The sequence below is a fragment of the Yersinia sp. J1 genome, from assembly GCF_050586585.1.
GTDB classification, from domain to species: Bacteria; Pseudomonadota; Gammaproteobacteria; order Enterobacterales; family Enterobacteriaceae; genus Yersinia; species Yersinia entomophaga.
Window position 1 is genome coordinate 287,113 of sequence record NZ_JBOBDP010000001.1, and the last position, 12,550, is coordinate 299,662.

Below are 12,550 nucleotides of genomic sequence, written 5' to 3' on the forward strand. Positions count from 1 at the left end.
GATGGGAAGGAATAAAATATGCGGATTAAACCTGACGATAAATGGCGTTGGTATTTTGATGCTGAACACGATCGGCTGATGCTGGATTTAGCCAATGGTATGATATTTCGTTCTCGCTTCCCTGCTAAAATGTTAACGCCAGATGCATTTAGTGAATCCGCATTTTGTGTGGACGATGCTGCTCTTTATTTTGAATTCGAAGATCAATGTCGCCAAATTAAATTGAGCCACGAACATCGTGCCGAACTGGTATTAAATGCGCTGGTGGCATTCCGTTTCCTGAAACCTTTAATGCCGAAAAGTTGGTATTTTGTGCAACAGGCAAAAGTTTTAACGCCAGAAAATGGCAGCCTGGCGTTAGTGAAACTGATGGAAACCGGGGAAGAGGTTAGAGTATTAGTGGTTGAGTCCGGTGATTCCGCTAGCTTATGTTTATTGGCTCAGCCTCAATTACAGCTGGCGGGCAGAACCTTGATACTAGGCGATGCGATTAAAATTATGAACGATCGTTTATTACCATTAGTGGTAGAAAATACCGATATTCAGGCGTTTGACCGGGCGGTCTGATTGATAATGACTGCTTGATAAGATTAATGCCATCCGCCCAATTTCGGTTTGTTCTTTCGAGGCTATTTCCCCGTCAGTGAGATATCACCTTTTGGCACACAGCTGCACGCCAGAATAACGCCATTTTCTGCAATAGCACTTTGTTTTAACGGTGCCACTTCACCCTGCAACAATGTCACTTTGCAGCTACCGCATATTCCAGCCCGACATGAATAAGGAATGCGAATACTTTGCTGTTCCAGTTGCTCCAGTAATACCTGCTGATTATTACCAGTAAAACGAATACCGTTATATTCAATAGTGACGGCGCGAGTACTATCCTGCACCATCGGTAAAGCCTCCGCCACGACGCCAGCGCCATAAGGGCGGGGCGGTTTGGTCGCCAGAACTTCAATATTATCGCCGACGCGAATAATGCCGCTATTACGTGCAATCATATTCTGACCAAAATCCACATCGCCATTATCTGCAGTTCGGAATTTCTGTAGTGTAGTTAAAGGTTCGGCGGTAGGATGCTTTTTTCCACGCTCAACGCTGACGGTGGTCAAAATACAGCGGCTGCATGGTTTCACCAGATCGAAAATCACATCGCCGACGCGAATCACCTGCCAGCTATCTTCCGCAAAAGCGCTGGCGCCGGTGACGACTAAATTCGGCCGAAACTGTTCAATCTTAATGCTGCCGGGGCATCGTTGCTGTAATTCGGCAAAAGAGGCTTCATTAATCAGCAAATAGGGATAGCCATCGGCGAAGGAAAGCGGAATTTCTGGCTGGCGTTTCACCCGACGAGTCAGTTCCGGCCCAAGCCAGCGTAATTGAACTTCGCGTTGGAAATAGCCGCTGAGCCAGTCATTTATTTCCGCAGGGGCAATCAGAGCGGTAAAATGATTTCCCCATACTTCGGTGGGTGCCGCAGTGGGGGAAAAATCATTAAAGCGGATACTGGCGCTTTCGCCGTCTGGCGCGGTAAGAAATAAACCGTCAACCAGCAGCGCCGGAGTAAAAGTCACCATCTTCGGATTATTACGAGCTGTAATAAAAGTGCCATCCGGTTCGGTGATCATGAATACCCGGTCAAAAGCCAGGCCGCTACTGCCGACCTGAGCATGGGAAAGCTGTAATCCACGCATGGATTTTACCGGGTGAATGTAAAGTTTAGAGAGTGTGATCACCATGTGCTCCATGCGTGTATGAAATTAGAAGGGAGCAACTTTATGACAAGCGGACAGGATTAGCTATAATGCGCAACAATTTTATTTTTGGTGATAGTGCGATATGAACTCTTTGTTTTTGTTTGCCAGCACGGCGCGTGGACTGGAAGAACTGTTAAAAAGCGAACTCGAAGCGCTGGGTGCCCACGACTGTAAAATAGTGCAGGGTGGGGTACATTTTCAGGGTGACGATCGGCTTATGTACCAAAGTTTGCTGTGGAGTCGTTTGGCTTCTCGCATTCTGCTGCCCCTGAATGAATTTAAGGTTCACAGCGATCTGGATCTTTATCTGGGTGTGCAAGCTATCGACTGGCCGTCGATCTTTGGCGTGGACAAAACTTTTGCCGTGCATTTTAGCGGCGTGAATGAAGAAATCCGCAATAGTCAGTACGGCGCATTGAAAGTAAAAGATGCGATTGTGGATAGCTTCACTCGCAAGATCGATCAACGCCCAACGGTTGCCAAGCAACAGCCGGATATTCGGGTGAATGTGTTCCTGCAACGTGACACCGCCAGCGTGGCGTTGGATTTGAGCGGCGAAGGCCTGCATCAGCGCGGTTATCGCGATCTGACCGGGCAGGCACCGTTAAAGGAAAACTTGGCCGCAGCGATTATTCTGCGCTCTGGCTGGCAGGCAGGAACGCCAATGGTCGACCCTATGTGTGGTTCCGGCACTTTGCTGATCGAAGCGGCGATGATGGCTTCGGATCGTGCTCCGGGACTGCATCGCCACCATTGGGGCTTTACTGCCTGGAATAGTTTTAACGAAGAGTTGTGGCGCGAACTGACGGCGGAAGCACAGGTGCGTGCTCGCCGTGGCCTACAGGAAACCACGTCCCGCTTCTTTGGCTCCGATATCGATCGTCGGGTTATTGAAATGGCGCGTGCCAACGCCCGCCGCGCCGGTGTAGCGGAATTGATTACGCTGAATGCCAATGACGTCAGCAAACTGGTTAACCCGCTGCCGGAAGGTCCTGTAGGGACGGTGATCAGTAACCCGCCGTACGGGGAGCGTTTGGAAAGTGAGCCAGCGCTGATCGCCTTGCACAATATGTTCGGCCGTATCATGAAGACGGCGTTTGGCGGCTGGCGTTTATCGCTGTTCAGCGCCTCTCCAGAACTGTTGAGCTGCTTGCAATTGCGTGCCGAGCGTGAATTTAAAGCGAAAAACGGCCCGCTGGACTGTGTACAGAAAAACTATCAGCTGGCGGCTAACCCGCAGGGCGCCAGCGGCGTTCAGGTGGCAGAAGATTATGCCAACCGTCTGCGCAAGAATGTGAAAAAGCTGGATAAATGGGCGAAACAGCAGGGTATCGAATGTTACCGTCTGTATGACGCAGATTTGCCGGATTACAACGTGGCGGTAGATCGCTACGGCAGTAAAGTGGTGGTACAGGAATATGCGCCGCCCAAAACTGTCGATCCGCAAAAAGCCCGTCAGCGCCTGTTCGACGTGATCAATGCCACTCTGGCGGTGCTGAATTTACCGTCTAACCAATTGGTATTGAAAACCCGCGAACGTCAGAAAGGGAAAAGCCAGTACGAGAAACTGGCGCAGAAAGGCGAGTTCCTGCTGGTGGAAGAGTATAACGCCAAGCTATGGGTGAACCTGACTGACTATCTGGACACCGGTTTGTTCCTCGATCACCGTCTGGCGCGCCAGATGCTGGGCAAAATGAGCCAAGGTAAAGATTTCCTGAATCTGTTTGCCTATACCGGTACCGCCAGCGTGCATGCCGGCTTAGGTGGCGCGCGCAGTACGACTACGGTCGATATGTCCCGTACCTATCTGGAATGGGCGGAGAAAAACCTGCGGGTTAACGGTTTAACCGGCCAGCAACATCGATTGATTCAGGCAGATTGCCTGTCTTGGTTAAGTAATACCGACGAGCAGTTTGACGTGATTTTTATCGATCCGCCAACCTTCTCAAACTCCAAGCGTATGGAGACCACGTTTGACGTACAGCGCGATCATCTGGTGCTGATGAAAGAACTTAAACGGTTACTGCGTCGTAAGGGAACCATTATGTTCTCGAACAATAAGCGTGGTTTCCAGATGGATTTGGCCGGGATTGAAGCCCTGGGGCTGGTGGCAAAAGAAATCACCGCTCAAACGCAATCCGAAGACTTTGCCCGTAATCGTCAGATCCACAACTGTTGGCTGGTAACCCATGCCAACGAGGAAAAGTAGAAACTATGTCGTTAATTAGCATGTCAGGTGCCTGGCTGTCGTTCAGTGATGCACCTTTGTTAGACAATACCGAATTACATATTGAACCGAACGAACGCGTCTGTTTGGTCGGTCGTAATGGCGCGGGTAAATCCACACTGTTGAAAATCCTGAGCAAGGAAATTGCACTGGACGACGGGCGCATTGTGTACGAACAAGATCTGATCGTGGCGCGTCTGCAACAGGATCCGCCGCGTAATGTGGCTGGCACCGTGTTTGACTTCGTTGCGGAAGGGGTGCAGGAGCAGGCGGAGCATTTGAAAGCCTACCATGCCACTTTGCATCAGGTTGAGCTGGATCCAAGCGAGAAAAATCTGAATCGTTTGGCGGCGTTACAGGAAATTCTTGATCATCAGGGCCTGTGGCAGTTAGATAGCCGTATTCATGAAGTGCTGGAACAGTTGGGTCTGAACGCTGACGCCGAGCTGTCCTCCCTTTCCGGCGGCTGGCTGCGTAAAGCGGCGCTGGGTCGAGCGTTGGTTAGTTCGCCAAAAGTATTGTTGCTAGATGAGCCAACCAACCACTTGGATATCGAAACGATCTACTGGCTGGAAGGTTTCCTGAAAGAGTTTCAGGGTAGCATCATCTTTATTTCCCATGACCGTTCATTTATCCGTGCGATGGCAACCCGTATTGTGGATCTGGATCGCGGTAAACTGGTGTCCTGGCCGGGTAACTACGAGCTGTATCTGGCGAGCAAAGAAGAGGCGTTGCGGGTTGAAGAACTGCAAAATGCTGAATTCGATCGCAAACTGGCTCAGGAAGAAGTGTGGATCCGTCAGGGGATTAAAGCGCGCCGTACTCGTAACGAAGGCCGCGTGCGTGCCTTGAAAGCGTTGCGCCAGGAGCGTTCTGAGCGTCGTGAAGTGATGGGCACCGCCAAGATGCAGGTGGAAGAAACCGTGCGTTCGGGCAAGATTGTCTTCGATCTGGAAAATGTCAATTATCAGGTTGGCGATAAAGTGTTGGTGAAAAACTTCACCGCGCAGGTACAACGCGGCGATAAAATCGCCCTGGTTGGGCCGAACGGCTGTGGGAAAACCACTTTGCTGAAGCTGATGCTCGGCCAGTTACAGGCCGATAGCGGTAAGGTTCACTGCGGTACCAAGCTGGAAGTGGCTTACTTCGACCAGCACCGCGCTGAATTGGATCCAGAGCGCACCGTGATGGATAACCTGGCGGAAGGTAAACAGGAAGTGATGGTTAATGGCCGTTCACGTCACGTTCTGGGCTATTTGCAGGACTTCTTGTTCCATCCAAAGCGGGCAATGACGCCGGTGAAAGCCTTGTCCGGTGGAGAGCGTAACCGCCTGTTATTGGCTAAACTATTCCTGAAACCTAGCAACCTGTTGATTCTCGATGAGCCAACCAACGACTTGGACGTCGAAACGTTGGAATTGCTTGAAGAGATGGTGGATGGCTATCAGGGCACCGTATTGTTAGTCAGCCATGATCGTCAGTTCGTCGATAACTCTGTGACCGAGTGCTGGATTTTCGAAGGCAACGGCGAAATCAGCAGCTTTGTGGGCGGTTATTACGATGCTCATAAACAGCGCGCTGAAGCCAAGCCGATTCGCCAGGCTGCGCCGAAGGTAGAAACGCCTAAAGCCGCTGCCCCGGAAAAGAATACAGCGTCGGCTAAGCGTTCGACAGGTAAACTCAGTTATAACTTGCAGCGTGAACTGGATCAATTGCCGCAGCAGCTTGAGAAACTGGAAGATGAAATTAGCGCATTACAAGCTCAGGTGAGCGATGCCAATTTCTTCTCCCGTCCTCATGAGGAAACCCAGCAGGTGCTAAAAGCGCTGGCCGCCGCAGAACAAACGTTGGAAGTGGCTTTTGCTCGTTGGGAAGAATTGGAAGCACAGAAAAACGGCTAATTAAAGCGGGGGAGCGTAGGGCTATTGCTGCACTCCACTGACTTAACGGCTGCCATACCGTTCTGTTGCCAATGCGTAAAACGAATTGTGTAGCAGAACGGTATTTTTTGGCGCTGAAATATTGCCGTGAAGGAGAGTTCTATTGTGTTCTGTTAGCCATCACGATCACGGCCATCATCATGTTGAAAGTAATGACGCGATGCTGTGCCCGCAGTGCGATATGCTGGTGGCATTGCCGAAGTTATCTTATGGCACCAAAGCCGTTTGCCCGCGCTGTAAAACAACACTGAGTATGCGGTGGGAAGAACCGCGTAAACGGCCTATAGGCTATGCGCTCAGTGCGTTATTTATGCTATTGGTTGCTAACCTGTTCCCCTTCGTTAATATGCGGGTGGCAGGGATTACCAGTGAAATTACGCTGATTCAAATTCCTCGCGTTATGCTGAACGATAATTACGCCAGCATGGCGACGCTGTTCATGGTGCTGGTGCAGTTAATCCCCGCATTTTGCATGATGGCGATTATCCTACTCTGTTCAGGTACTCGCCTACCGAAACACCTGAAAACCGTGATGGCCAAAGCGCTGTTTATGTTCAAAACCTGGTGTATGGTGGAAATTTTCCTTGCCGGTGTTTTGGTTAGCTTCGTTAAGCTGATGGCCTACGGAGATATCGGTATCGGCAGCAGTTTTGTGCCTTACTGCCTGTTTTGCCTGCTACAGGTGCGAGCTTTTCAATGTGTGGATCGCCGCTGGCTGTGGCAGGATATCGAACCGGCTCCGGCGATAAACTGCGAGCTGACCTTTGGCCGCACGGGGATCCGTCAGGGCGTGCGTTCTTGCTCTTGCTGCACCGCGATTTTGCCGGTCAATCAACGAGAATGTCCGCGTTGCCACACCCGCGGCTACGCCCGTCGCCGCCATAGCCTGCAATGGACGATGGCGCTGCTGATAACCTCTATCCTGCTGTATATTCCGGCAAATCTGATGCCAATCATGATCACCGAAGCGCTCGGTAATGAAATGACTTCGACCATTATGGCCGGTGTGATTTTGCTATGGGGAGAAGGTTCCTATCCGGTGGCAATGGTGATCTTTATCGCCAGTATTATGGTGCCTTCGCTGAAAATGCTGGCCATCGGCTGGTTGTGCTGGGACGCGAAAGGGAAGGGCAAAACTGATAGCGAACGGATGCATTTTATTTACGAAGTGGTCGAGTTTGTTGGCCGCTGGTCAATGATCGATGTTTTTGTTATTGCAGTGCTTTCGGCGTTAGTCCGCATAGGCCAGCTCATGAGTATTTATCCGGCTATAGGCGCATTACTATTCGCAATGGTGGTGATTTTAACCATGCTGGCAGCATTGACCTTTGATCCTCGGTTAACCTGGGATCGGATGAGTGAAACAACCAAGAAGGAGCCGCAAGGTGACGGACAGTAACCCAAGCCATGGTGTGGCAGAGATAGAAAAAATCAAACGCTGGTCTCCGGTGTGGATCATTCCGATAGTGACCGCCCTGATCGGCGCGTGGATATTGTTTTACCACTTTAGCCATCAAGGGCCTGAGGTGACTTTATATACGCAAAATGCCGAAGGCATCGAAGCGGGTAAAACCAAAATCAAAAGTCGCAGTGTCGATGTCGGCACGGTAGAAATGGTGACTTTGAGTAACGATCTCAATCAGGTCATCATCAAAGCGCGTTTGAATTCAGGCATGGAGAAGTTACTGCGTACCGATTCAGCGTTTTGGGTGGTTAAGCCGCAAATTGGCCGGGAAGGCGTGTCAGGTCTGGGTACTTTATTATCTGGTGCCTATATCGAGCTACAGCCGGGCCGCACGGATAAAAGCCATGATGAGTTCCATCTGCTTGATTCACCGCCGTTAGCTTCTCCGGATGCCAAGGGGTTGCGTATCGTGTTGGATAGCGATCAGGCAGGGCAATTGAACGCCGGCGATCCGGTGCTGTTCCGTGGTTATCGCGTGGGTTCGGTAGAAACCGGTTCTTTCGACCCAACGTCTCGCTTAATGCAATATCAGCTATTTATCAGCGCACCTTATGACAGTCTGGTGACTTCCAACGTCCGCTTCTGGAAAGATAGCGGCGTGGCGGTGGATTTATCCTCGCAGGGAATGCGGGTGGAAATGGCCTCGCTGGCGACCTTATTCAGCGGCGGCGTCAGTTTCGATGTGCCGGAGGGGGTCGCTTTAGGTAAGCCTGTTACTCAGGATAAAACTCAGTTTAAACTGTTTGATAATCGCAGCAGTATTCAGAATTCCTTGTTTACCGAACATGATGATTTCCTGCTGTTCTTCTCTGACTCTGTGCGCGGTTTGCAGGCTGGCGCGCCGGTTGAATTCCGTGGTATTCGCGTCGGTACCGTAGGCGATGTGCCGTTCTATGCCGAAGGCGTGAAACAGCGCCTGGATAACGATTTCCGTATTCCGGTATTAATTCGCATCGAACCGGGCCGTTTCCGTAACGATCTGGGGCCGGATGCCAACTTTGAGCAAATTCTAAAAACCGCCAAAGAGCGTGGTTTACGCGCATCACTGAAGTCTGGCAATTTGTTGACCGGCGCTTTGTTCGTCGATTTAGACTTCTATCCGGATGCTAAACCGTGGAAAGGGCCGCAGGACATAGCGGGTTATTCTCTGATACCAACGGTGAGCGGCGGGCTAGCGCAGATTCAGCAAAAAGTCATGATGACGCTGGATAAGATCAATAATCTGCCGTTAACGCCGATGTTGCATGAAGTCACGCAGACACTGGCCGAAAGCCAGAGAACCATGCGTGAAACCCAGAAAACGTTGGCGTCGCTGAACGAGATCACCTCCAGTCAGGCGATGAAAGATCTGCCGCAAGATCTTCAGAAAACGTTAACCGAGCTGAATCGCAGCATGAAAGGCTTCCAGCCGGGTTCACCTGCCTACAATAAAATGGTCGGCGATATGCAACGTTTGGATCAGGTATTACGCGAACTGCAACCGGTACTGCGTACCCTGAATGAAAAGAGTAACGCGCTGGTATTTGAAGCCGCCGGCAGCCAAGACCCTCAGCCTAAGAAGGCCAAAAAATGATGAAATGGATGATGGTATTTATGGCGCTGGTACTCAGCGCCTGTAGCAGCAGCACGTCTAAAACCTACTACCAGTTACCTGCGTTAGGTACGCCGGTTGCCGTCAGCAGCGACACACAAGGTGTGACTCGGCAACTGTGGCTGGAACATGTCAGCGTCGCGGATTATCTGGCCGCGTCCGGCGTGGTTTATCAGACGAATGATGTGCAGTATGTCATTGCTAATAACAATCTGTGGGCCAGCCCGTTGGATCAGCAATTACAGCAAACGCTGGTTACCAACCTGAGCAGCGCATTGCCGGGCTGGCTGGTTTCAGCTCAGCCACTGGACAGCGATCAGGCGGTGTTAAATGTCACGGTGACCGGTTTCCATGGCCGTTTTGACGGTAAGGCAATAGTCAAAGGGGTTTGGGTGGTGAAATATCAGGGCAAGCTGATTAAGCAGCCATTTGATCTGGAAGTGAAGCAGAGCGAAGATGGCTATGACGCGCTGATTCGTACGTTGGCACAAGGCTGGCAACAGGAAGCTCAGAACATCGCTACTCAGTTGCAACGTATTCAGTAATATTTTGTACTAATTCAGTCTAAGCCCCTTTTCCTTCTCATTATTCTGATGACATGGCAAGGGGCTTTTTATTTAAAATCATAATGTTATCTCTCCCCTTTAAATCAATCACTTAGTCAATTAAACGGGCGTAGCTCACAAATGTGACATTGGCGTGAATATTGCGCATTGATTTTCCCTGTCAAAAGGACTATTTCTTAATCGTGGTTGTACATAAAACAGCCACTGTTTTCTTTCCAGCAGACAAGAAATGAGGGATAAGAGGCATGAAGAGACAGAAAAGAGATCGTCTGGAACGGGCATTATCAAGAGGATATCAGGCAGGTATTTCAGGGCGTTCAAGGGAAATTTGTCCCTACCAATCGTTAGACGCCCGGTCTCATTGGCTAGGAGGGTGGCGACAAGCCATGGCTGACAGGGCTGTGACCGCTTAAGCGGCTCCCTGTGATTCGAGGATAACCTCCGCTTTAGGCGGAGGTTTTCATTTCAGAGACAAGACTACTCAGCATAGTCTTGCTTATCGCGACAAAAAACTAGCCCTGCCAACGTTTCAGCAAAATACTGGCGTTAACCCCGCCAAAACCAAAACCGTTAGAAAGCGCATAAGTCATCTGGTGAGGGCGAGCTTTGTCGCTGACAATATCCAATCCGGCACTGGCAGGATCTGGATGGGTCAGATTCAAGGTGGCGGGAACGATTTGGTCTCGCAATGCCAGTACGGTAAATACCGTTTCCAGGCCACCCGCGCCTCCGAGTAAGTGGCCGGTTGCTGATTTAGTGGAGGTGACGGCTAGCTGACTGTTTGTGCCAAACAGGTGCTTGATCGCGTTGATTTCCCCCAGATCGCCTACCGGCGTTGAGGTTGCATGAGCATTTAAGTGCTGAACCTGATCGGGAGTCACACCCGCCTGCCGTAATGCGATTTTCATCGCTCTGTAAGCGCCGTCACCGTCTTCCGCCCCGGAAGTCATATGGTAGGCATCAGCGCTGGTACCATAGCCCACAATCTCCGCCAGCGGCGTTGCGCCACGAGCCAGAGCGTGCTCTAACTCTTCCACCACTAGCAGGCCAGCACCTTCTCCCATTACAAAACCATCACGAGCGCTATCGAACGGCCGTGATGCCTGTTCCGGGTGTTCGTTAAAACCATGAGAAAGGGCGCGAGCCGCCGCAAAACCGGCCAGGCTGACCTTATCAATGGCCGCTTCGGCACCGCCGCACAGTGCGACGTCGGCCTCGTGGTTGCGAATCATACGTACCGCATCGCCAATGGCCTGAACACCTGCGGCACAGGCGGTAACCGGCGCGCCGATTGGCCCTTTGAAATGGTGTTTAATGGAAACGTGGCCAGCGGCCAGATTGACCAGAAACGACGGAATGGTGAAAGGAGACAGCCGTTTGGGGCCGCGACTGTCGGTGGTGCGAACCGCATGCGCAATCGCGGGGAATCCGCCAATACCTGAACCAATCACGGTCGCGGTGCGCTCTTGTTGATCTTCGGCGATTGCCTGCCAGCCTGAATGGGCAATGGCTTCATCGGCTGCAGCCATGGCAAACTCGATAAAACGGTCCATTTTCTTTTGATCTTTCGGTAAAACGGCGCGGTCGGGATCGAAACCGCCTTCTGGATCTGCTGCCAGCGTAGGAACCTGTCCACCGACTTTGGTTGCCAGCTCTCCCACGATCTCATCCGGCAACCGGCGGATACCTGATTGCCCGGCTAGCAAGCGCTGCCAGACGATTTCGAGACCTGTTCCCAATGGGCAAATCACGCCCATACCGGTAATCACCACGCGACGCATACTCATACAATTTCCTTATTCGGATTCAATGGAACGGGCAGACGCCTTTTCTTGCATCAATGCAAGGCGTCGCTTCACGATATCACTGCTTACCGGGCCTGCGGCGATGGTGACATCCTGATAAAGGATAGGCCGTTGGGTCCGTTGATCAAGCAACTGGGGCTGAATCGGCTCACCGCTGTGGCAATCGACCAGAATCACTGCGGCCCCATCCGGAGCCAGATGCTTATTACCCCAATCAAACATTGCCACCAATACCGGAAAAAAATCGATTCCGCGTTGAGTCAGGCGATATTCATAGCGAGCGGGGCGGGCGTGATACAAATGTTTGTCTAGAATGCCACTGGCGACCAGATGTTTCAGTCGGCGAGTTAGCATGGTAGGCGAAAGCTGTAAACTTTTCTGAAACTCGTCAAAGCGCGACAATCCCTGAAAAGCATCGCGGAGGATTAATATGCTCCACCACTCCCCAACGCGCTCTAGGGAACGGGCGACCGGACAGGGCATATCGTCAAAATGGGTTCGTTGCATTAGCTGCCGGTAACCTCACGAGTCGAGTAAAACTAAAATGAGAAGCAAAACGTCAGTCACTACATTTATAGTAGTAACTATGGTTCAAAAAAATGCCGTTTGACTGGCACTGTTTTCACTTTACTGGATTACGCAGGGATTGAGATGCTCTCTCCCTGCGCAGAAACGTTTAGAACGCGTTAGTGTCTTTAAACAAGCCCACTTTCAGATCGGTCGCGGTATAAATCACCTTACCGTCAACCAATACTTCGCCGTCCGCGACGCCCATAATCAGTTTACGCATAATGACGCGTTTGAAGTTAATGCGGTACGTTACTTTCTTCGCTTCAGGTAATACCTGGCCGGTAAATTTCACTTCGCCTACGCCCAGCGCACGGCCTTTACCTTCACCACCCAACCAGCCGAGGTAGAAGCCGACTAACTGCCACATAGCATCGAGGCCGAGACAACCTGGCATCACTGGATCGCCTATGAAGTGGCAACCGAAGAACCATAGGTCTGGATTGATATCCAGTTCCGCTTCCACATAACCTTTGTTATGAGTACCGCCGTCTTCGGTCATCTTCACGATACGGTCCATCATTAACATATTACCTGCTGGCAATGGTGGTCCACCGGCGCCAAACAGTTCGCCGCGGCCAGATGCCTCAAGGTCTTCTTTTGTATAGGATTCGCGTTTATCTACCATG

11 protein-coding genes are annotated in these 12,550 nt (G+C 51.2%); 7 read left to right on the forward strand and 4 right to left on the reverse strand.

Going from position 1 to position 12,550, the window contains the following annotated elements; genetic code table 11:
- The first annotated feature begins 18 nt into the window (after positions 1-18).
- Complete coding sequence (locus ACQ4OC_RS01235; RefSeq protein ID WP_120806110.1) at positions 19-567, forward strand: cell division protein ZapC; 549 nt, start codon at positions 19-21, stop codon at positions 565-567.
- Between the two features lie 62 nt (positions 568-629).
- On the opposite strand, the gene ACQ4OC_RS01240 is transcribed toward ACQ4OC_RS01235, so the two are convergent.
- A complete protein-coding gene (locus ACQ4OC_RS01240; protein WP_120806112.1) occupies positions 630-1,742 on the reverse strand; it encodes a YcbX family protein in 1,113 nt (370 codons plus the stop codon).
- Between the two features lie 100 nt (positions 1,743-1,842).
- On the opposite strand from ACQ4OC_RS01240, the gene rlmKL reads away from it, so the two are divergent.
- The 6 genes from rlmKL (at position 1,843) to rmf (ending at position 9,962) form a co-directional block, all read left to right on the forward strand.
- Positions 1,843-3,969 carry a bifunctional 23S rRNA (guanine(2069)-N(7))-methyltransferase RlmK/23S rRNA (guanine(2445)-N(2))-methyltransferase RlmL gene (rlmKL, locus tag ACQ4OC_RS01245; protein WP_430970864.1) on the forward strand — a complete coding sequence of 709 codons (2,127 nt, stop codon included), beginning with the start codon at positions 1,843-1,845 and terminating at the stop codon, positions 3,967-3,969.
- A 5-nt stretch (positions 3,970-3,974) separates the two neighbouring features.
- The gene (locus tag ACQ4OC_RS01250) at positions 3,975-5,888 is read left to right on the forward strand and encodes an ABC transporter ATP-binding protein (RefSeq protein WP_064512941.1); all 1,914 of its coding nucleotides are present in this window, start codon (positions 3,975-3,977) and stop codon (positions 5,886-5,888) included.
- Positions 5,889-6,030: 142 nt separating this feature from the next.
- Entirely contained in the window at positions 6,031-7,326 is a 1,296-nt protein-coding gene (pqiA, locus tag ACQ4OC_RS01255) for a membrane integrity-associated transporter subunit PqiA (protein ID WP_071889715.1), read from the forward strand.
- Positions 7,313-8,965: an intermembrane transport protein PqiB gene (gene pqiB, locus ACQ4OC_RS01260; RefSeq protein WP_064512943.1), complete on the forward strand. Its 1,653-nt coding sequence runs from the start codon at positions 7,313-7,315 to the stop codon at positions 8,963-8,965. The genes pqiA and pqiB overlap by 14 nt, the downstream gene beginning before the upstream one ends.
- Positions 8,962-9,528 carry a membrane integrity-associated transporter subunit PqiC gene (gene pqiC / locus ACQ4OC_RS01265; RefSeq protein ID WP_064512945.1) on the forward strand — a complete coding sequence of 189 codons (567 nt, stop codon included), beginning with the start codon at positions 8,962-8,964 and terminating at the stop codon, positions 9,526-9,528. Before pqiB ends, pqiC begins: the two co-directional genes overlap by 4 nt.
- 266 nt (positions 9,529-9,794) lie before the next feature.
- Positions 9,795-9,962 carry a ribosome modulation factor gene (gene rmf / locus ACQ4OC_RS01270; RefSeq protein WP_038402188.1) on the forward strand — a complete coding sequence of 56 codons (168 nt, stop codon included), beginning with the start codon at positions 9,795-9,797 and terminating at the stop codon, positions 9,960-9,962.
- A gap of 99 nt (positions 9,963-10,061) precedes the next feature.
- Here rmf and fabF read toward each other — a convergent pair whose 3' ends face one another.
- The 3 genes from fabF to fabA all read right to left on the reverse strand — a co-directional run bounded on the left by fabF (position 10,062) and on the right by fabA (position 12,549).
- Positions 10,062-11,336: a beta-ketoacyl-ACP synthase II gene (fabF, locus tag ACQ4OC_RS01275; RefSeq protein ID WP_430970865.1), complete on the reverse strand. Its 1,275-nt coding sequence runs from the start codon at positions 11,334-11,336 to the stop codon at positions 10,062-10,064.
- Between the two features lie 9 nt (positions 11,337-11,345).
- Positions 11,346-11,861: a winged helix-turn-helix transcriptional regulator gene (locus ACQ4OC_RS01280; RefSeq protein WP_120806116.1), complete on the reverse strand. Its 516-nt coding sequence runs from the start codon at positions 11,859-11,861 to the stop codon at positions 11,346-11,348.
- 169 nt (positions 11,862-12,030) lie between these two features.
- On the reverse strand, positions 12,031-12,549 hold the full coding sequence (fabA, locus tag ACQ4OC_RS01285) for a bifunctional 3-hydroxydecanoyl-ACP dehydratase/trans-2-decenoyl-ACP isomerase (protein WP_049596478.1): 519 nt from the start codon (positions 12,547-12,549) through the stop codon (positions 12,031-12,033).
- Between the last annotated feature and the right edge of the window lies 1 nt (position 12,550).

What these genes read in the sequence shown, in the direction of transcription:
- fabF (WP_430970865.1), bottom strand. Translation starts at nt 11,336, where the DNA reads ATGAGTATGCGTCGCGTGGTGATTACCGGTATGGGCGTGATTTGCCCA.
- ACQ4OC_RS01250 (WP_064512941.1), top strand. Translation starts at nt 3,975, where the DNA reads ATGTCGTTAATTAGCATGTCAGGTGCCTGGCTGTCGTTCAGTGATGCA.
- pqiC (WP_064512945.1), top strand. Translation starts at nt 8,962, where the DNA reads ATGATGAAATGGATGATGGTATTTATGGCGCTGGTACTCAGCGCCTGT.
- fabA (WP_049596478.1), bottom strand. Translation starts at nt 12,549, where the DNA reads ATGGTAGATAAACGCGAATCCTATACAAAAGAAGACCTTGAGGCATCT.
- rlmKL (WP_430970864.1), top strand. Translation starts at nt 1,843, where the DNA reads ATGAACTCTTTGTTTTTGTTTGCCAGCACGGCGCGTGGACTGGAAGAA.
- ACQ4OC_RS01280 (WP_120806116.1), bottom strand. Translation starts at nt 11,861, where the DNA reads ATGCAACGAACCCATTTTGACGATATGCCCTGTCCGGTCGCCCGTTCC.
- ACQ4OC_RS01235 (WP_120806110.1), top strand. Translation starts at nt 19, where the DNA reads ATGCGGATTAAACCTGACGATAAATGGCGTTGGTATTTTGATGCTGAA.
- ACQ4OC_RS01240 (WP_120806112.1), bottom strand. Translation starts at nt 1,742, where the DNA reads ATGGTGATCACACTCTCTAAACTTTACATTCACCCGGTAAAATCCATG.
- rmf (WP_038402188.1), top strand. Translation starts at nt 9,795, where the DNA reads ATGAAGAGACAGAAAAGAGATCGTCTGGAACGGGCATTATCAAGAGGA.